The sequence below is a fragment of the Saccharopolyspora sp. CA-218241 genome, from assembly GCF_050954615.1.
Lineage (GTDB): Bacteria > Actinomycetota > Actinomycetes > Mycobacteriales > Pseudonocardiaceae > Saccharopolyspora > Saccharopolyspora cebuensis.
Genome location: NZ_CP191860.1, coordinates 539,350 through 557,035, shown reverse-complemented (window position 1 = coordinate 557,035; position 17,686 = coordinate 539,350). Strand labels below are relative to the sequence as shown.

Sequence of the window (17,686 nt, the reverse complement as noted above, 5' to 3'; positions counted from 1 at the left end):
CGGCCCGCACCGACCCCGGTGCGGGCCGTTTTCGCTCCCCACCACGAGACCCCCGGAGCTAGCCGAGCACGATCCGGCCCGCGCGGACCGCTGCGGAGCAGACCGAGCAGGTGGGGCGGCCGTCCGGCGCGGTCAGCTCGCCCGGTTCGGACAGCACCCCGCACAGCGCGGCGAGCAGCGGCGGGGTTTCCGAGCACGGCACCACGTGGTTCTGGTACCCGGCGGCCACCCACCGCCCCACCGGGACCTCTTCGCTCACGGCGCCGCCTCGGCGCGGAGGTGGTGGCGGCCCGTGGGTTCCGGTTCGTCGTCGTAGTAGTACGCGTCCGGGTCGTGGCACGGGAATCTCGGCGGCGGCGCGCAGTCGCGCTCGGCCTCGACGGCGGCGATGAGCTGCCAGACGGAGTAGCCGCCCTCGCCCGCTCCGGCGTGCTGCGCGGGGAGCGCGCGGCCGGTCATCGCGGTGCCGATCAGGGCGAGGAGCAGCACGTTGATGAGCACGAACGTGCTGATGTGGAGCCAGAACACGGGTCGGTCCTTCCGGTGGGTGCGGAGCGGTCAGCGCGGGCGCGGCTGCGGGTGGGCGAGATGGCGCCAGCAGTCCATGCAGGTGTCCTCGCGGATCCAGTCCAGCTCGGTGCGACCGCGGAGTTCGGCGGCGTCCGCCGCCACCCCGCAGAACGCGGTGACCAACTCCCCGCTCGGCTGATCACGCGCCTCGACGGCGAACGCATGCCGCCCACCCGTCACCGGCCGCCAGATGTAGTGAAGCTTGCTCGATCCGAACATCCCTGACCTCCTTCGATCACAGAGCGAGTTCTCTCAGTACGGAGAGTCCCAACAGGATCGATCAAGGTCAACGTTTCAGATCGGAAAATTTTCCGAATTAACCAGTTCGGGTGATCAACTAGGTTGGGGACATGACCAAGGGCACGGCGTCAACGGTGCGCAGACGACGACTCGCGGCGACCCTGCGCAGCCTCCGGGAGGCAGCGGAGATCACCCCGGAACAGGTCATGGACGAGATGGGCTGGTCCCGTTCGAAGGTGTCCAAGGTCGAGACAGCGAACATGGGCGTCTCGGTTGCAGACGTGCGCGTGCTCTGCGAGCTCTACGCAGCCGAGGACGGAGTTCGCGATTGGCTCGTGCGCACCGCCCGCGACGCACGCCGCACCCACTGGTGGGACGCCTACGACGAAGCGCTTCCCGAGCGATTCCGCGACTACCTAGAACTTGAGTCGGAAGCCACCGCCATCCACCACTTCGAGATCGACCTCGTTCCCGGCCTTCTTCAGACCAAGGACTACGCGTCGGCGCTGATGACCGCATACGCACGTGAGCTCGGCCCTGCTGCGACGGAAGCGCAAGTAGAGCTGAGGATGCAGCGCCAGACGAAGTTTCGCGAGGCTGGCATGCACTTGAGCGCAATCGTCGACGAGTCGGCCCTACTGCGCTGCATCGGGTCCGCATCGACACGCCGCGCTCAGCTTCGGCAACTGCTTGATCACCTCGACGATCCGCACACAGACCTCCGCGTGCTCCCGATGAGCGCTGGTGCACACGCCGCCAGCGGTTCGCCGTTCGGTCACCTCTTCTTTCAGGAACCTATCCCGAGTGTCGTCTTCCTGGACAACCTGGCAGGGAGCCTCTACATCGAGCGCGAGGAGGAAGTGGCCCAGTTCGGAAAAGCTTTCAGAACTCTTCGGCAGATGGCCAGTGATGCGGAAGAATCAGCGAAGCTGCTCCATGCAGCATTGATCGCTGTTGGCTGAAGAGGTGATCGCATGTACGACATCACGCGTTGGCGGAAGTCCAGCAGGAGCAACGGAAACGGCGGCATGTGCGTAGAGGTGGGCTTCGGCCGAGGCATCGTTGGAGCCCGTGATTCGAAGCTCGGCGAGGCAAGTCCGGTGCTCACCTTCGACCGCGAGCGCTGGACCGACTTCCTCGCCGCGCTGAAGGGCTAGCGCAGCAGCGTCGTCGCCTCGGGGTCGGCGAGCAGTGCGGCGAGGGCGAAGCGCTCGCCCCACTCCCCCGCCGACCAGGCGAGGGCGCGGGAGAGGCCGTCGGGGTTGCGCTCGGCGTGCAGAGTCCCGGTGGTGTCGACCCACCAGTGCACCCGCCGCTGCCCTTCGGCGGTGCTGACGTGGAGCTCGTCGTGCAGGTCGACGGCACCGCCCGGCAGCGCGACGCCGAGGAGCTCGCAGGCCGTGGCGACGCGAGCAACCTCGGTCCACGGGCGCTGCTCGCCCCGCCCGGCGACCCGCATGGTGTTCTCCTCGGAGGCCAGCGGCAGGTCGAGCAGTTCGGCGAGCGCCTCGGCGTCGAACCCGTCCGGGCTGCCGCCCGCGACGACCAGGGGCGCGTCGAGCACGCCGAGCATCCACGGTTCGTCGAGCACGACGGCGTTCGACGTGCTGACCACCGCGCCGGACACCGAGCGCACCTGCTCCGGCGGGTCGATCGCGGTCGGGTCGACGACCCCGCAGGCGACCGCCTCGGCCAGCGCCTCGTGCGCCCGCAGCGCGGTTCCGGGCCGCACCGCGCGCTCCGGGTCGCCGAGCCGTTCCAGCAGGTCGGCCGCGTCGTCGACGTCGAGCACCCGCAGTTCGGCGCGGATCCCGGCCAGTCGCAGCGCCGACTCGTCGACGCCCACGTCGGGGACCGGGTCGTAGAGTCCCGCGAGCCCTTCGGCACCGGGCAGCCGCCAGGCGCGCGGGGCAGCTCCGGCCAGCACCGCGTACCGGGCGATCCACCACGCCGGGTAGCCGCGCGGATCGCGCAGCGCGTGCGCCGTCTCCGGCTCGCCGACCAGCAGCCGCAGCGCCCTCGGCCAGGCGTCGTCGGCGACCAGGTCGAGGTCGCGGATGGCGGTGAAGACCGGCGGTGGCCAGTGGTCGGGCTGCGCGCTCTCCTGCTCGGACCACCACTCCCGCACGTCGGCGAAGTCGTCGTCCGGTTCGGTGGGGTCCTCCTCGGTGTGCACGGCGAACCCGTCGAGCACACCGAGGGAGCGCAGCAGTCCGGCCGGCCAGCGCCGGGCGAAGTCGTCGTCGAGCACCGCCAGCGCCGCGTCCTCGCCGAGGTTCACCGGATCGAGCAAGTCGAGCAGGGCCGCGTCGGGCAGCAGCAGCTCATCGGCGCGGCGCACGTCGCCGTCGCGGTCGGGCAGCCCGAGGGCACCCAGCCAGTCGCGCGGGCGGTCGCGCTCGACGAGCCGCAGCACGGCCTCGGCCAGCGGCAGCACGTCCATCCCGGCGCGGGCGTCGGAGACGCTGGTGCGCACGGCTTCGGCCAACGGCGGCGCGTCGAGCAGCTCGGCCGGACCGGCGCGGTGCGCGCCGAGCTTCTCCAGCAGCGGGTGCACCGCGTCGGGGTGGGCGATGCGCAGCCCCGAGATGTCCAGGTCGGCCAGCAGCGCGGCCGGGTCCGGGTCGGCGTCGCGGTCGCCGAGCAGCACGTCGCGCACGCCGCTGACGGTGCGCCCGTCGACCAGCGGGACGGGCAGCGCGGTGAGGTCCTCGCGCGCGGTCGGGTCGGCGGCGTCGACCACCGCCAGCGCCTCGTAGAGCTCGCGCCACCACTCCGGCGGGCGGTCGAGCCCGGAGACCGCCTCGACGACCTCGGCGGCACCGACGCGCGCGACCTCCAGGACGTGCAGCGGGCGGCGGTATCCCGGCTCGGACAGCTCGGCGTCGAGCAGCCCGGGGATCACCTCGCGCAGCAGCCGGGCCAGTTCCGGGGCGACGTGGTCGAGGACCGACGCCGACACCGGCGCGACCGCCTCGCCGTCGGCACCCGGCAACCAGGCCGCCACGCGCAGCCGGTCGGTGACGCCCCGCCGCAGCACCTCGTCCACGTCGGACAGCGGGAAGCCCGGCAGCGGGACCAGCGCGGGCCGGTGCCGGGGAGCAAGCTTGCGCACCAGCTCGGGGTAGTGCTCGGCGGCGCGGCGGAGCACCGCCTCGGCGGCCCCGGAGGTGGCGATGCGCCTGCGGTCGGGTTCCAGCGGCACGTCGGCCAGCAGCCGCGCGGGCAGCGACACCCGCTCCTCGGTCGGGGTGGGCGCGTGCAGCACGTCCTCGGCGAGCGCGATCGGCGTCCCGTCGTCGTCCAGCGGGACCGCCCAGCAGATCCGCCAGGCGGTCGCCTCCCGGGCTTCGGTGGCGAGCCCGGCCAGCTCCTCGGCACCGAGCGAACCGGACTCCCGGTGCACCAACCAGCGGTCGGAGCGGACGGGGCCGTGCACGACGACCTGGTCGGCGGACTCGTCGGCGCGCCGCCAGGTCCGGTCGTCGATCCGGATCTCGCGCAGCGCGGGCAGCGCCAGCAGCAGGCCGGGGATCTGGTCGGTGAACGACGCGAGCAGCTCGTCGGGATCGACGTCGGCGCGCAGAGGCAGCCGGACCTCGGTGGCGAAGCCCTCCGGCGGTGCGCCCTCGACCGGCCACGGCAGCCGCAGCACCGGGACCGCACCGCCGCGGGCCTCGGCCTCGCGCGCCGGTCCGGCCAGGTCGGCGATCTCGGCCTGGGTGCGCGACGCGGAGAACCCGACCCCGCCGGTGGTGGACACCAGCCGCGGCGCGTCGGAGACCGCGAGCACGGCGGCGAACCCGACGCCGAACCGGCCGACCGAGGCCCCGGTCCGCTTGGTGGAGGCCCGCAGCGACGCGAGCCCGGTGACGCCCTCGGGGGTCAGCGGCGCCCCGGTGTTGGCGACCCGCAGTTCGCGGTCGGCGACCGAGACGTGCAACGCCCCACCGCTGCCCGCCGCGTCGGCGGCGTTCTGGGCCAGCTCGACGAGGAGCCGGTCCCGGTAGCCGCCGAGCCGGAGGTCCTCCTCGGCGTTGGCGTCCTCCCGGAACCGGGTGGGCGAGTCGCGCCAGGAGCGCAGTACGTCCGCGCGCAGAGCGGCGGTGCCGAACGGATCGGTCGTCACTGGTTGCGCGGCTCGTATTCCACCGAGGTGTCGTCGTACACGATCTCGGCGACCGGGACCGTGGACGAGGTGTCGACCTCGACCTCGGAGTGCGCCCCGCAGCCGAACTCGACGTGCACCACCCGGCCGTCACCGGGCGAGACGTCGTTGGCGCAGACGCCGAAGGCGGCACCCATCGATCCGGCGATCTTCAGGAAGAAACCGCAGGTGCCGCAGGTCGCGGGGGCCATTTTGGCGATCTCGGACCGGGGCCCGAAGTCCCCGGCGTGCCAGCGGTCGGCCGCCTCCAGCCGCCCTTCGAGGCTGAGCACCCGCTTGCGGCCGAGGCCGAGCTCGGTGGCGACCTCGTCGAGCGCCGGGTCGTCACCGCCCGTGTACCCCGGCACCAACCGGGGGTCGTCCGGCTCGGTGGGCAGCAGATCACCCGCACCCAGATCGCCGGGCTGCACCCGATTGCTCCACGGCACCCAGTCCGGGGCGGTCAGGGCGTCCGGTCCGGGCAGCAGGACGACCTCGCTGACGGTCACCGGCTCGCCCGGCCCGACGCTGGCCACGGTCACCGCCCAGCGCCAGCCGACGTAACCGGAGTAGTTCGACTCGAAGAAGTGCGTCGCCGCGTGCGGACCCTCGGCTTCCACGCCGACGTGCGCACCGACCGGATCGGTGGTCTCCGGCTCGGCGCCGGGTTCCACCTCCTCCTCGGCTGCCGCGCGGGCGAGGGCCACCGCCGCTGCGAGTTCCGGATCCAGGTGCGCGGCATCGCCGCCCGGCTGCCCGGCGTCCTCGAACGGGGCACCCGCGCCTGGGCTGGTCATCGGAGCAGGCATAGGCGTCACGTGCCCGATTGTGCCGTACGGGGTCGTGACCGCCTGCGCCCGTGTCAAGCTTTCGGGGTGCGGATTCCACTCCAGACGGGTCGACGCGTGCTCTTCGGGTGCGTGGTGTTCGTGCTCGGCGCCGTCCTGCTGGCGTGCTCGCCGCAGGCACCAACGCAGCACGACGGCCAGGGCGACCGCGAGCAATCCGATCAGGGCATAGGGCACCCGGGAAGCCTGCCACACCTTCGAGCGGAGGTGATCCGCACGCTGCCGCACGATCGCTCCTCGTTCACTCAGGGCCTCGAACTCGCCGACGGGCTCCTCTACGAAGGCACCGGCACGCACGGCGGATCGGTGCTGCGCGCGACCGACCCGGCCACGGGTCACGTGCTGCGGGAGGTCGGGCTCCCGGGGAGTTCTTCGGCGAGGGCATCACCATCACCGGTGACCGTATCTGGCAGCTCACCTGGCAGGAAGGGGTTGCGTTCGAGCGCGACCGCAGGACCCTCGCCGAGCTGCGCCGGGTGGAGTACGAGGGCGAGGGCTGGGGGCTCTGCTTCGACGGCTCCCGCCTGGTGATGAGCGACGGCAGCGACGAGCTGACCTTCCGCGACCCGACGACGTTCGCCGTGCGCGGAACGGTCGAGGTCCGCGCCGGCGGCGAACCGGTGGACCTGCTCAACGAGCTCGAGTGCGTCGACGGCCAGATCTGGGCCAACGTCTGGGGCAGCGAGGAGATCGCCCGGATCGACCCGGCGTCCGGCCAGGTCACCGCGGTGGTGGACGCCTCGGGGCTGCTCTCGCCCGCCGAGCGCCGGGGCACCGACGTGCTCAACGGCATCGCCGCCGTGCCCGGCGCGGACGAGTTCCTGCTCACCGGCAAGTACTGGCCGCACGTGTTCCGGGTGCGCTTCGTCCCAGCCTGATCACCCGATCGGCGGAAGTAGCGACCGCGGGTGCATCAGGCGGCGGAGTGCGCGCCTCTTTTCCTCCGAGAACACCGATCGCATCGGGCGGTCGGCGACGGAGGTGGAAGCGATGAACGGGATCGGAACGGAACGCGGTCGGTGGACGTCGGCGGTCGGCGGCCTTCGGCCGGTGCGCGGGCTGATCGGCGCGCTGCGCCGGTGGTGGGCGCGGCGCGGGCGGCCGGAGCCCGACCCGGCGGCCGGGCGACCACGGCTGCGGCTCGTCCCCGACGGCGGACCCCCACCCGGGCCCGCTCCCCCGCCGACGCTCCGCGAACGCTGCCGTGCGGCCCTGGCGCGCTGCTGGGCGGGCGCGGCGGGCTGGTGTGCGGCCTTGGCGAGCCGGCACGCGTGCCACTGGTGCGCGGTTCGGTTCTCGCGCAGCGCGGTCGTGCGGCCGCTGCTGACGCGCTGCCGTGCGGTGCTCCGGCGTCGGCCCGGCGGCCGCGCCGAGGGCCGACCGCGCGCCGCCGGGCGGTTCGCCGCGGTGCTGGCGCGCGCCTCGACCCGGCTGCCGTTCACCACGACCGGCCCGCTGATCCCGCCGCGCCCGGCTCCCCGTCGCGACCGCTGGGGCCCGGATCGCTGCGAGCGCGGCGCGTGCGGTCGCGGTCGGCCCGATCACGCCGGTTCCGACCGCACCGGTCGCGGCGGGCCCGGTCGGTCCACCGGTGCGGCGGGGCGGTCTCCGCCGCTCGTGGTGGCGCGGCGGGCGGTGGTCACCACCGGGGCCGTTGACGGCGGAGCGCACGTCGTAGGCTCGCGTCGTGCATCGAGGATGGAAGTCGCTGCTGGCGGTCGGGGGCGTCGTGCTCGCCACCGGATGCGCCGCCCCGCACGAACCGCAGGTCACGTTCTACTCGCACGGGAACTCGACCGCGGTCGACCCGGCGCTGTTCTGCGACCCGACCGGCGAGGAGTGCGACACGGCCGAGGGGTCGGTCGGCAGGCTCCGCGTCCCGGACCACGCCCCGGTGCAGATCTCGGTGCCCGCGGAGGTGGCCAGCACCCCGTGGCAGGTGGTGTTCCTCTACCGCGACGCGGCCGGGCGCCAGCTCGACGGCCGCAGCGCGGTGTTCGCCCCGGACGAGCGGCACGCCTACACGCTCACCATGCCGAAGGACGGCGTCCAGCTCGAACACGTCGAGGTGCAGCGGTTTTCCGCGGTGCTCACCGCAGGCGCCAACGGCGGCGTGAACTTCGGCATCGGCGGCGCGTGGGTGCTCCAGACCCACGGCTGAGGCGCGGCACGTCCGCGCTCCGGGGTACGACGTCGCCGCCCCGGCCACCGCTCCGGGCGTGCCCGGGGCTGGGCGTGCCCGGGGCTGGGCGTGCTCAGGGCCGGTCGGCACAGGCGAAGTGCGCCCCCCGTGGCGAGCCGCGCGGGGACGCGCGGGCCGACGGCCGGGACGCCCTGCGGCGTCCGAACCGGACGTCGTCGGCGGCCACCGGCCGCGGACGACCGCGAGGGCAGCGCGGCGGTGCCGGTGGCGGAACCTCAGCGGTACGGGCTGCTCAGGTGATGGCCCCGGCTTCGCCGCGGCGGAAAGGGCGCTCCAGCGCTGCGGACCGGACGGGCCCGGTCACCGCATGCACGCCGCGGCTCGGCGGAGCGCGCAGGGCGCACCGCCGAGCACGTCGGATCGCTGGGCGTCGCGACGGTCGATCACGACCCGCCCGGGTCGAGCTCGCGGGCGACCGCGCGCACGACCTCGCCGATCCGCTTGGAGACCTTGCGATCGGGATAGCGCCCGCGGCGCAGGTCGGGCAGGACGCGGTCCTCCAGGAGTTTGATCATGTCCTCGACCATGCCGTGCAGCTCGTCGGCCGGGCGGCGACGCGCTTCCACCACCGACGGCAGCGGATCGACGAGCTGCACCCGGAGGGCCTGCGGCCCCCGTCGACCCTGCGCCATGTCGAACTCGACGCGCTGCCCGGTCTTGAGGGCTTCGACGCCCGAGGGCAACGCGGAGGCACGGACGTAGACGTCCTCACCATCATCCTGGGTCAGGAAGCCGAAGCCCTTGTCCGCGTCGAACCACTTGACCCTGCCGGTCGGCACTGTCCTCACCGTTCCCTGTCGAACCGCCCGTCTCCGGGCCCGCCTGTCCTGTCACCGTCCCACCGGCCGTGCCGGTGTTCCACCCGTCGGTCCGACCGACCAACCTGGCCGGTGACCTGCACCGGCGCGGCAGTCAGCCGACCGACCGCGTCGGCCGCCGCGCCGGGACGAACCACCCCCGCACGACGAAAGCGCCCCGAATACGCCACGCAGTCGGGCGCGCCGGGACGCGTCATCACCAGGGTACCCCGGGGCCCCGGGGTCAGGCCAGCCTTCTCCCCCGAGGCCCGTTGCGGCGGACCCGACCGCGCGGCCTACGCTGCTGGGCATGGCCAGTTCAACGCGCTCCGCGGTGCTGCCGGTGTCGATCGTCCTGTTCGCCGCCGGGCTGCTGTCCATCATCGCGATCTTCGGGTTGTACGCCTTGGGCCACCAGGACCTTCCGGTGTGGCTGAACCTGGCGACGCTGCTCGCGCCCGCCGGGTTCATCTTCGGCGTGGTCGCCACCGTGCTGCGCGCGCGCCGCCGGTAGTCCGCAGCACCCCCGTTGCCCGAAAGCGGCGGCAGGCGACGCCCGCGACCTCGCCGCCGCACCCGCTCAGCCGATCGCACCCGCTCGGCCGATCGCGGCCGACGTGGCGGACGGGCGCTCGGCGCGGTGGCGAAGGGCCGCCGCCGGAGCGAGGCGGGTTCTCACGCCCGGTGGCCGGCGAGCCAGTCCGGGAACGCCGTCAGGTCGGGCAGCACCACGTCGGCTCCCGCCGCCGCCAGCTCGTCGGCGTCGTACGGCCCGGTCGCCACGGCGACCGCGAGCGCATCGGCCGCCTTCGCCGCGGCGATGTCGCCGTAGTGGTCGCCGACGTAGATCCCGGCGCCTTCCTCGCGCAGCACGACGCCCTTGCCCGCGGCGAACACGTCCCCGGCGAGCCGGTCCACGGTCCACCCGCACGCCTGGAGGTGCAGCGCGGCGTTCGGCTCGTACTTGCCGGTGACCACCAGGGTGCGCCCGCCCGCCGCGCGCACCGCCGCCAGCGCCGACGCCGCCCCCGCGGTCGGCTCGGTCGAGCCGATCACCACCTCGGGGTAGATCTCGCGGAACCGGTCGACCAGCTTGCGGACCAGCGGCTCGTCCAGCTCGTAGCCGCGCAGCACGTCGGCCAGCGGCGGACCCAGGTTCGCCGCGAAGTGCGCACCGTCCAGCGCGGCGTCGAACTCCGCGTTCAGCACGTCGAAGGCCGCGACCATGCCGGGCCGCGGGTCGATCAAGGTCATGTCGAGGTCGAATCCGACCACCAGCTCTCCGGCCACCCGGCCAGCCTAAGCGCCTGCTCCCGAGGCCCGAGCGCCGCGCGGCGGGTCAGCGCGGTGCCCGGACGGCACCCGCCGACCGGGGCAGCTCCCTTGACGCGGAACTGTTCCGTACCGAAAATCGAGTTCGTAATCTCCCTCACATTTTCGGCGAGCTGGAGTCGGCCATGACGAGCACCACCGCGAACTCCGTCCACCGCGCAGGCTTCCACTCCTTGCGCGCCAACGGCTTCAACTGGGACTCGCTCCCGCTGCGGCTGTTCACCAAGGGCAACGCCAAGTTCTGGAACCCCACCGACATCGACTTCAGCCAGGACGCCGAGGACTGGCGCAACCTCACCGACGACGAGCGGCGCAGCGTCGCGGGCCTGTGCACGCAGTTCATCGCGGGGGAGGAAGCCGTCACCGAGGACCTCCAGCCGTTCATGGCCGCGATGGCCGCCGAGGGCCGCTTCGGCGACGAGATGTACCTGACGCAGTTCGTCTTCGAGGAGGCCAAGCACACCCAGGTGTTCCGGCTCTGGATGGACGCCGTGGGCCTCACCGACGACCTGCACGAGTACATCGAGGGCAATGAGGGCTACCGGGCGATCTTCTACGAGGCGCTGCCCGAGACGCTGCACGCCCTCCACGAGGACCCGAGCCCGGAGAACCAGGTCCGCGCCTCGGTCACCTACAACCACGTCGTCGAGGGAAGCCTCGCGCTGACCGGCTACTTCGCCTGGCAGAAGATCTGCCGCAGCAACGGCATCCTTCCCGGGATGCAGCAGGTCATCCGGCTCATCGGCGACGACGAGCGCAGGCACATGGCCTGGGGCACCTTCACCTGCCGCCGCCACGTCGCCGCCGACGAGAAGAACTGGGAGATCGTCGAGGACCAGATGCAGCGCCTGCTCCCGCACGTCATCGCCGAGGTGCAGTGGCGGCCGGACGACGCTCCCGACGTGCTGCCCTTCCAGCTCGACAAGGACGAACTCACCACCTACGCCACCGACCGGCTGACCCGGCGGCTCGGCGCGATCTCCAGCGCGCGCGGCGTGCCGCTGGCGCAGATCGACGTGGACGCCTCCCCCGAACACCTGGAGGACCAGTTCGGCAAGGAGGACGACGAGGCCTTCGCGCGGGCGTCCTCCGCCTGAACTTCACTCGGCGTGCGGGGTGCGGACACCTCGCACGCCGTCGGGCGGGGTCGCGGCGATGGCCGAGGTGACGTGGTTGAGCTCGTCGGCCATCCGCTCCGCGGCGTCGCGGAGGAGTTCGGCGCGGGCGCTCAGCGATCCGCTCCAGTGCCGCTGCGCTGCGGCGAGCCGGTCCACCAGGTCGGCCTGCAAGCGCAACCGCTCGACCTCCGCCCAGCTCGGGCCCTCGGTGGTCCGGCGGAACGCGCGTTCGATGGCCGCGGCGATCCGCTCCAGCTCCAGCTCGGTGATCAAGGGCGCCCCCTGGCGTGTGCGGTGCTCCGGCGTGGCGGTGCGGTGCGGCTCAGATCAGGAGTTCTCCGCTCAGGACGGTAACGGCTCGACCGCGCAGGGCCACGCGATCACCGCGCAGGACCGCGCGGACCATCCCACCGCGGGGTGAGCCCCGCCCCGGCCGACGTGGCAGCAGGGGAACCTTCCTATCACCGGTGACCGGAAGGTTCCCCTGCTGCCACCCCCGGAAGTCGGCACATCGGAACGCATCCGGGGGTGGAGAACGGGCGTTCGGACCACCAGGATGAGTGTCCTGCACCACTCTTTCTGAGGAGGTCGTCGTGGTGGAACCCGCACAGCCGAGCTACGCCTCGGGAATCTCCGACGTCCCGCTGCTCGGCGACACGATCGGCGCGAACCTGGACCGGACCGCCGCGCGGTTCGGCGGGCGGGACGCCCTGGTGGAGCGCACCTCCGGGCGCCGGTGGAGCTACCGCGAGTTCGTCACCGACGTCGACGCGCTGGCGCTCGGGCTGCTCGACGCCGGGATCGGCAAGGGCGACCGGGTGGGCATCTGGGCGCCGAACCGGGCGGAGTGGACGCTGATCCAGTACGCGACCGCGAAGATCGGCGCGGTGCTGGTGAACATCAACCCCGCCTACCGGGTCCACGAGCTGGAGTACGTGCTCGACCAGGCCGGGGTCCGGATGCTGGTGGCCGCGCGCGAGTTCAAGGGTTCCGACTACGTCGCGATGGTCGGGCAGGTGCGGGACGGCCGGGCGGCGCTGGAGCGGGTGGTCTTCTTCGACACCCCGGAGTGGGACGCGCTGGCCGGCGGCTCGGCGGACCGGGGGCGGCTCGCCGCGATCGCGGCGACGCTGTCCAGCGACGACCCGATCAACATCCAGTACACCTCGGGCACGACCGGCTTCCCGAAGGGCGCGACGCTGTCGCACCACAACATCCTCAACAACGGGTTCTTCGTCGGGGAGCTGTGCGGCTACACCGAGGCCGACCGGGTGTGCCTGCCGGTCCCCTTCTACCACTGCTTCGGCATGGTCATGGGCAACCTGGCCTGCACCACGCACGGCGCGGCGATGGTGATCCCGGCGGAGGGCTTCGACCCGGCGGCCTCGCTGGCCGCGGTGGCCGCCGAGCGCTGCACGTCGCTGTACGGGGTGCCGACGATGTTCATCGCGGAGCTGGCCCTGCCCGACTTCGCCGACCACGACCTGTCCTCGCTGCGCACCGGGATCATGGCCGGGTCGCCGTGCCCGGTGGAGGTGATGAAGCAGGTCATCGAGCGGATGGGGATGGCCGAGGTCTCGATCTGCTACGGCATGACCGAGACGTCCCCGGTCTCGACGCAGACCCGGGCCGACGATTCGGTGCAGCGCCGGGTCTCCACGGTCGGGCGCGTCGGACCGCACCTGGAGATCAAGGTGGTCGATCCGGAGACCGGCCTGGTCGTGCCGCGCGGGCAGGCGGGGGAGTTGTGCACCCGCGGCTACTCGGTGATGCTCGGGTACTGGGACCAGCCGGACCGCACCGCCGAGGTGCTCGACGCGGCGCGCTGGATGCACACCGGCGACCTCGCGGTGATGGACGCCGACGGCTACGTGGAGATCACCGGGCGGATCAAGGACATGGTGATCCGGGGCGGCGAGAACATCTACCCGAGGGAGGTCGAGGAGTTCCTCCACACCCACCCGGACGTGCTGGACGCGCAGGTCATCGGCGTTCCCGACCCGAAGTACGGCGAGGAGCTGATGGCCTGGGTGCGGCTGCGCGACGGCTCCCCCGAGCTGACCGCGCCCGCGCTGCGCGAGTTCTGCACGGGCCGGCTCGCGCACTACAAGATCCCGCGCTACGTCCACGTCGTCGACGAGTTCCCGATGACGGTCACCGGCAAGGTCCGCAAGGTCCAGATGCGCGCCGAGGCCAAGCGACTCCTCGGCCAGGACTGACCCCCACCGTCACCCGTCCGGAAAGTGAGTGAGGGGCACCCTTGTCCCAGTTACTTGGGCAAGGGTGCCCCTCACTCACTCCACGATCGGGTGGAGCCCCCTTATAGGAGTCCTTTCAGAATGCGGCGGAGCCGCATGCGGTGCGGCCGTCAACCGGCACCGCCGCGGGTTCTCAGCGGTCTTCTCGCGAGGACAGCGCCGACGCCGGGTACGTCGTCGGTACATCAGGAGGCGATCGGCGCAGCGAGAAGACCGCTGAGGTTCCGCCACCCGCACCGCCACGCAGACCATTGGCGAAAGCGGTCCTCAGGCCGAGAAGGGGTCCAGGACGTGGTCCACCAGGTCCGCCACCGAGGAGATCACCTTGGTGGGGCGGAACGGGAACAGCTCGGCGGTGTTGTCGCCGGAGATGCCGCTGAGCACCAGGATGGTCTGCAGCCCGGACTCCAGCCCCGAGCGCACGTCGGTGTCCATCCGGTCGCCGATCATCAGGGTGTGCTCGGAGTGCGCCCGCAGCGCGCGCAGCGCCGACCGCATCATCAGCGGGTTCGGCTTGCCCACGAAGTACGGCTTGTGGCCGGTCACCCGTTCGATGAGCGCCGCGACGGCACCCGTGGCGGGCAGCGTGCCCTCCCGGCTGGGGCCCTTCTCGTCGGGGTTGGTGGCGATGAACCGCGCCCCGCCCTCGACCAGCCGGATCGCCTTGGTGATCGCCTCGAAGCTGTAGGTGCGGGTCTCGCCGATGATCACGTAGTCCGGGTCGCGGTCGGTGAGCACGTAGCCGATCCCGTGCAGCGCCGTGGTCAGGCCGGACTCCCCCACGACGTACGCCGAGCCGTGGGGGCGCTGTTCCTCCAGGAACTTCGCGGTCGCCAGCGCCGAGGTCCAGATCTCGTCCTCCTCGATCTCCAGACCGGTCCGCGCCAGCCGCGCGCGCAGGTCGCGCGGGGTGTAGATCGAGTTGTTGGTGAACACCATGAAGGGGACCTCGTGCTCGCGGAGCTTCGCCAGGAAGCGGTCCGCGCCGGGGACCAGGTGCTCTTCGTGGACGAGCACACCGTCCATGTCCATCAGGTACGTCCAGGGAGCCAGCTCAGTCACGCCCCCGATGATCCTCCGAAGAGGGGGTGGATGGCCACTTCGGCCGCCTTCACCGCGAACCAGACCTCCTCGCCGGGCTCCAACCGCAGGTCGGCGACGGCGGCGGGGGTGACGTCGGCGGCCAGCGAGCGGTCCCCGACCGCGCCGCGCACCCGCACCACGTCGCCGCGCGGCTCCAGCGAGGACAGCCGGACGGCGAGCGCGTTGCGCGGGCTGCCGCCCGGCCGGTCCCGGTGCACCGCGACGGCCGCCGGGGCGAACACCGCGGCCGCCGGGTCGCCGGCGGTGAGCGGTTCGGCGGTCCGGCCGCGCAGCGGGGTGCCGTCGAAGACCAGCCCGGCCTCGTCCGCGGTGCCGGGCAGCAGGTTCAACCCGGCCAGCCGCGCGGTGAACGGCTCGCGCGGCCGGGACAGCACGTCGCGGGTCGGGCCCTGCTCGACGACCCGCCCGTCGAGCAGCACCAGCACCCGGTCGGCGAGCACCACGGCGTCGAGCACGTCGTGGGTGACCAGCACGGTGGGCCGCCGCTGCCGCCGCAGCACCCGGTGCAGCAGCCCGCGCAGGGCGGGGGCGGCGTCGACGTCCAGCGCGGCCAGCGGCTCGTCGAGCAGCAGCAGCTTCGGTTCGGCGGCCAGCGCCCGCGCGACCGCGACGCGCTGCTGCTGACCGCCCGAGAGCTGCTCCGGCTTGCGGTCGGCGAGCCCCGCGGCGTCCACTTCGGCCAGCCAGTGCGCCGCGGTCTCGCGGGCCGCGCGCTTGCCGACCCCGGCGGCCCGGGGGCCGAACGCGACGTTGTCGGCGGCGCTGAGGTACGGGAACAGCAGCGGTTGCTGGGCGAGCAGGCCGACGCCGCGCCGGTGGGTGGGCACGTCGATCCCGCGGGTCGGGTCCAGCCACGCCGCGCCGTCCAGCTCGACCCGGCCGCGAGGCGGGCTGACCAGCCCGGACAGCACCGACAGCAGGGTCGATTTGCCCGCGCCGTTGGGCCCGAGCACGGCGAGCACCTCGCCGGGGGCCACCGCCAGCGTCGCCCGCAGCGCGAACCCGCCGCGCTCGAAGTCGAGTTCCGCGTGCAGTCCGCTCACAGCCGTCCTTCCACCGCCTTGGGCCGGGCCACCACGATCACCACCAGCGCCAGCACCACCAGCAGCAGCGACATCGCCACCGCCGCGTCCACATCGGACTGCGCTTCGGTGTAGATGGCCAGCGGCAGCGTGCGGGTGGTGCCCTGGAGGCTGCCCGCGAAGGTGATCGTGGCGCCGAACTCGCCGAGCGCGCGGGCGAAGGTCAGCACCAGGCTGGAGCCGAGCGCGGGCAGCAGCAGCGGCACCGTGACCCGCCGGAACGCCAGCCAGGGACCGGCGCCGAGGGTGGCCGCGACCTGTTCGTAGCGCGCCCCGGCGGTCCGCAGCGCTCCCTCCAGGCCGACGACCAGGAACGGCATGGCCACGAACACCTGCGCCAGCACCACGGCGGTCGTGGTGTAGGGCAGCCGCAGGCCCACCGCGTCGAGGAGCCCGCCGACCGGACCGGTCCGGCCCAGCAGGTAGAGCAGCGCCAGCCCGCCGACCACCGGCGGCAGCACCAGCGGCAGCAGCACGACCGCGCGCACCACCCGCAGACCGCGCATCCGGGACCGGGCCAGCACCACCGCCAGCGGGCCGCCGAGCAGCAGCGACAGCGCGGTGGACAACGCCGCCGTCTGGACCGACAGCCGCAGCGCGTCCAGCGCGGCCGGGCTGAGCAGCAGCGCGGGCAGGCGCGTCGGGTCGACCCGGGTGAGCAGCCCGAGCACCGGCAGCACCACCAGCGCCAGCGCGGCCACCGCCGGGAGCCACAGCACCCGGGGGACGGCCGAGCGCGCGCTCACGGCGTGCCGAAGCCGTGCGCGGCCAGCACCTCGCGCCCGGCGGGCCCGCGCACGAAGTCGACGAACCGGCCGGCGAGCTCCGGGTTCGGCGCGTCGGCCAGCGCGGCGATCGGGTAGTCGTTGACCGCGCGCGCGGACTCGGGGAACTCGATGCCCTCGACCGAACCGGCCGCCGCCCGCACGTCGGTGCGGTACACCAGCCCGGCGTCGGCCTCACCGGCGACGACCTTGTGCAGCACGGACTTGACGTCGTTCTCCTCGCTGGCGGGCTGGATCCGCACCCCGGCGGCGCGCTCGACCTCCTCGGTCGCCGCACCGCACGGGACCTGCGGCGCGCACACCACCACGACGGCCCCCGGGTCGCCGAGGTCGGCCAGCGACCGGATGCCCGCCGGGTTGCCCGGCGGCACCGCGATGGCCAACCGGTTCGTCGCGAAGGTCGACGGCTGCCCGGCGGTCGCCCCGGTCCGCACGACCTCGGCCATGGTGGCCGGGTCCGCGGAGGCGAGGACGTCGGCCTGCCTGCCCTGCACGACCTGCTCGGCGAGGGTGGACGAGCCCTGGAAGTCGAAGCGGACCGACACGCCCGGGTGCTGCTGCTCGAAGCGGGCGGCGACCTCCTCGAACGACTCGGTCAGCGAGGCGGCGGCCAGCACGGTGAGCTGCTGGGAACCGGTGTCGGCCCGCTGCCCGCACCCGGCCACCGCCAGCACCGCGACCAGCGCCGCGACGAACTTCGGGATCCGGCGCATCATCTCTCCCCCGGTGTCTCCACCACGACGTTGGTCGACTTGACCACGGCGACCGCGAGCACCCCGGGGGCCAGCCCGAGGTCCTCGACCGCCTCGGTGCTCATCAGCGACACCACCCGGTGCGGACCGCACTGCAGTTCCACCTGGGACATCACCCGGTCCGACCGGACCTCGGTGACCAGCCCGACCATCCGGTTGCGCGCCGAGCGGCCCACCCCGGACGGATCGGGCGCGGCGTGCGCCTGCGCGCGGGCGAACTCGGCCAGCGCCGCCCCGTCCACGGCGAGGCGCCCGCCGCCGTCGCGGTCCGCGGAGAGCTGGCCGCCGTCCACCCAGCGGCGGACGGTGTCGTCGCTGACCCCGAGCAGCCCGGCGACTTCGGCGATACGGTAGTGCGGCACGAGGGGCACCATACCTCCGCAACTGCGGAACAGAAGAGGGAATATCTCCGAAAATCCGGAGATCGGGAGTGCGGTCGCGGCGGCAGGT

19 protein-coding genes and 2 pseudogenes are annotated in these 17,686 nt (G+C 73.2%); 7 read left to right on the top strand and 14 right to left on the bottom strand.

Annotated elements, in window-relative coordinates; translation table 11 throughout:
- Positions 1–58 precede the first annotated feature (58 nt).
- From ACQP0T_RS02855 to ACQP0T_RS02845, 3 genes are read right to left on the bottom strand one after another with little or no spacing between them, the layout of a single operon-like run.
- Positions 59–259, bottom strand: coding sequence for a hypothetical protein (locus tag ACQP0T_RS02855; RefSeq protein ID WP_433871161.1), 201 nt, complete (start codon positions 257–259; stop codon positions 59–61).
- Positions 256–528 (bottom strand): hypothetical protein, encoded by a 273-nt coding sequence (locus tag ACQP0T_RS02850; RefSeq protein WP_433871160.1) that lies wholly within the window; start codon positions 526–528, stop codon positions 256–258. Before ACQP0T_RS02850 ends, ACQP0T_RS02855 begins: the two co-directional genes overlap by 4 nt.
- A gap of 30 nt (positions 529–558) precedes the next feature.
- On the bottom strand, positions 559–789 hold the full coding sequence (locus tag ACQP0T_RS02845) for a zinc finger protein (RefSeq protein WP_433871159.1): 231 nt from the start codon (positions 787–789) through the stop codon (positions 559–561).
- 131 nt (positions 790–920) lie between these two features.
- Here ACQP0T_RS02845 and ACQP0T_RS02840 point away from each other — a divergent pair, with 131 nt between their 5' ends.
- Together ACQP0T_RS02840 and ACQP0T_RS02835 are read left to right on the top strand one after the other, a co-directional pair.
- Positions 921–1,772, top strand: a complete 852-nt coding sequence (locus tag ACQP0T_RS02840) for a helix-turn-helix domain-containing protein (protein ID WP_433871158.1) — start codon at positions 921–923, stop codon at positions 1,770–1,772.
- 12 nt (positions 1,773–1,784) lie between these two features.
- Entirely contained in the window at positions 1,785–1,967 is a 183-nt protein-coding gene (locus tag ACQP0T_RS02835) for a DUF397 domain-containing protein (protein ID WP_433871157.1), read from the top strand.
- Here ACQP0T_RS02835 and ACQP0T_RS02830 read toward each other — a convergent pair.
- A complete protein-coding gene (locus ACQP0T_RS02830; RefSeq protein ID WP_433871156.1) occupies positions 1,964–4,939 on the bottom strand; it encodes a sacsin N-terminal ATP-binding-like domain-containing protein in 2,976 nt (991 codons plus the stop codon). The two genes, ACQP0T_RS02835 and ACQP0T_RS02830, sit on opposite strands and share 4 nt — an antisense overlap.
- Positions 4,936–5,754, bottom strand: a complete 819-nt coding sequence (locus ACQP0T_RS02825) for a DUF3027 domain-containing protein (RefSeq protein WP_433871155.1) — start codon at positions 5,752–5,754, stop codon at positions 4,936–4,938. Before ACQP0T_RS02825 ends, ACQP0T_RS02830 begins: the two co-directional genes overlap by 4 nt.
- Before the next feature lie 219 nt (positions 5,755–5,973).
- Here ACQP0T_RS02825 and ACQP0T_RS02820 point away from each other — a divergent pair.
- Positions 5,974–6,683: pseudogene (locus ACQP0T_RS02820) on the top strand (glutaminyl-peptide cyclotransferase).
- An 809-nt stretch (positions 6,684–7,492) separates the two neighbouring features.
- Positions 7,493–7,966, top strand: a complete 474-nt coding sequence (locus ACQP0T_RS02815) for a DUF2771 family protein (RefSeq protein ID WP_433871154.1) — start codon at positions 7,493–7,495, stop codon at positions 7,964–7,966.
- Positions 7,967–8,391: 425 nt separating this feature from the next.
- Here ACQP0T_RS02815 and ACQP0T_RS02810 read toward each other — a convergent pair whose 3' ends face one another.
- Positions 8,392–8,787: a cold-shock protein gene (locus ACQP0T_RS02810; RefSeq protein WP_433871153.1), complete on the bottom strand. Its 396-nt coding sequence runs from the start codon at positions 8,785–8,787 to the stop codon at positions 8,392–8,394.
- A gap of 328 nt (positions 8,788–9,115) precedes the next feature.
- Here ACQP0T_RS02810 and ACQP0T_RS02805 point away from each other — a divergent pair, with 328 nt between their 5' ends.
- Positions 9,116–9,319 carry a hypothetical protein gene (locus ACQP0T_RS02805; RefSeq protein WP_433871152.1) on the top strand — a complete coding sequence of 68 codons (204 nt, stop codon included), beginning with the start codon at positions 9,116–9,118 and terminating at the stop codon, positions 9,317–9,319.
- Between the two features lie 161 nt (positions 9,320–9,480).
- On the opposite strand, the gene ACQP0T_RS02800 is transcribed toward ACQP0T_RS02805, so the two are convergent.
- A complete protein-coding gene (locus tag ACQP0T_RS02800; protein WP_433873576.1) occupies positions 9,481–10,059 on the bottom strand; it encodes an HAD family hydrolase in 579 nt (192 codons plus the stop codon).
- A 203-nt stretch (positions 10,060–10,262) separates the two neighbouring features.
- Here ACQP0T_RS02800 and ACQP0T_RS02795 point away from each other — a divergent pair, with 203 nt between their 5' ends.
- Positions 10,263–11,234, top strand: coding sequence for a R2-like ligand-binding oxidase (locus tag ACQP0T_RS02795; RefSeq protein ID WP_345368116.1), 972 nt, complete (start codon positions 10,263–10,265; stop codon positions 11,232–11,234).
- 3 nt (positions 11,235–11,237) lie between these two features.
- Here the strand turns inward: ACQP0T_RS02795 and ACQP0T_RS02790 are convergent, their stop codons facing one another.
- Positions 11,238–11,528: a hypothetical protein gene (locus ACQP0T_RS02790; RefSeq protein ID WP_345368117.1), complete on the bottom strand. Its 291-nt coding sequence runs from the start codon at positions 11,526–11,528 to the stop codon at positions 11,238–11,240.
- A gap of 320 nt (positions 11,529–11,848) precedes the next feature.
- On the opposite strand from ACQP0T_RS02790, the gene ACQP0T_RS02785 reads away from it, so the two are divergent.
- A complete protein-coding gene (locus tag ACQP0T_RS02785; protein ID WP_433871151.1) occupies positions 11,849–13,474 on the top strand; it encodes an AMP-binding protein in 1,626 nt (541 codons plus the stop codon).
- A 306-nt stretch (positions 13,475–13,780) separates the two neighbouring features.
- Here the strand turns inward: ACQP0T_RS02785 and ACQP0T_RS02780 are convergent, their stop codons facing one another.
- From ACQP0T_RS02780 to ACQP0T_RS02755, 6 genes and pseudogenes are all read right to left on the bottom strand, one after another.
- Positions 13,781–14,545, bottom strand: a complete 765-nt coding sequence (locus ACQP0T_RS02780) for an HAD-IIA family hydrolase (protein WP_433873574.1) — start codon at positions 14,543–14,545, stop codon at positions 13,781–13,783.
- Between the two features lie 26 nt (positions 14,546–14,571).
- The gene (locus ACQP0T_RS02775) at positions 14,572–14,814 is read right to left on the bottom strand and encodes a TOBE domain-containing protein (RefSeq protein WP_433873573.1); all 243 of its coding nucleotides are present in this window, start codon (positions 14,812–14,814) and stop codon (positions 14,572–14,574) included.
- 363 nt (positions 14,815–15,177) lie between these two features.
- Positions 15,178–15,603: pseudogene (locus tag ACQP0T_RS02770) on the bottom strand (ATP-binding cassette domain-containing protein); the annotation flags it as partial.
- 53 nt (positions 15,604–15,656) lie between these two features.
- The gene (locus ACQP0T_RS02765) at positions 15,657–16,445 is read right to left on the bottom strand and encodes an ABC transporter permease (protein ID WP_433871150.1); all 789 of its coding nucleotides are present in this window, start codon (positions 16,443–16,445) and stop codon (positions 15,657–15,659) included.
- The gene (gene modA / locus ACQP0T_RS02760; protein ID WP_433873572.1) at positions 16,442–17,197 is read right to left on the bottom strand and encodes a molybdate ABC transporter substrate-binding protein; all 756 of its coding nucleotides are present in this window, start codon (positions 17,195–17,197) and stop codon (positions 16,442–16,444) included. Before modA ends, ACQP0T_RS02765 begins: the two co-directional genes overlap by 4 nt.
- Positions 17,197–17,598: a TOBE domain-containing protein gene (locus tag ACQP0T_RS02755; RefSeq protein WP_433871149.1), complete on the bottom strand. Its 402-nt coding sequence runs from the start codon at positions 17,596–17,598 to the stop codon at positions 17,197–17,199. Before ACQP0T_RS02755 ends, modA begins: the two co-directional genes overlap by 1 nt.
- Positions 17,599–17,686: the final 88 nt, after the last annotated feature.

Excerpts from the sequence above, each read along its gene's own strand:
- ACQP0T_RS02845 (WP_433871159.1), bottom strand. The coding sequence starts at position 789 with ATGTTCGGATCGAGCAAGCTTCACTACATCTGGCGGCCGGTGACGGGT.
- ACQP0T_RS02840 (WP_433871158.1), top strand. The coding sequence starts at position 921 with ATGACCAAGGGCACGGCGTCAACGGTGCGCAGACGACGACTCGCGGCG.
- ACQP0T_RS02835 (WP_433871157.1), top strand. The coding sequence starts at position 1,785 with ATGTACGACATCACGCGTTGGCGGAAGTCCAGCAGGAGCAACGGAAAC.
- ACQP0T_RS02825 (WP_433871155.1), bottom strand. The coding sequence starts at position 5,754 with ATGACCAGCCCAGGCGCGGGTGCCCCGTTCGAGGACGCCGGGCAGCCG.
- ACQP0T_RS02805 (WP_433871152.1), top strand. The coding sequence starts at position 9,116 with ATGGCCAGTTCAACGCGCTCCGCGGTGCTGCCGGTGTCGATCGTCCTG.
- ACQP0T_RS02800 (WP_433873576.1), bottom strand. The coding sequence starts at position 10,059 with ATGACCTTGATCGACCCGCGGCCCGGCATGGTCGCGGCCTTCGACGTG.
- ACQP0T_RS02795 (WP_345368116.1), top strand. The coding sequence starts at position 10,263 with ATGACGAGCACCACCGCGAACTCCGTCCACCGCGCAGGCTTCCACTCC.
- ACQP0T_RS02780 (WP_433873574.1), bottom strand. The coding sequence starts at position 14,545 with ATGGACATGGACGGTGTGCTCGTCCACGAAGAGCACCTGGTCCCCGGC.
- modA (WP_433873572.1), bottom strand. The coding sequence starts at position 17,197 with ATGCGCCGGATCCCGAAGTTCGTCGCGGCGCTGGTCGCGGTGCTGGCG.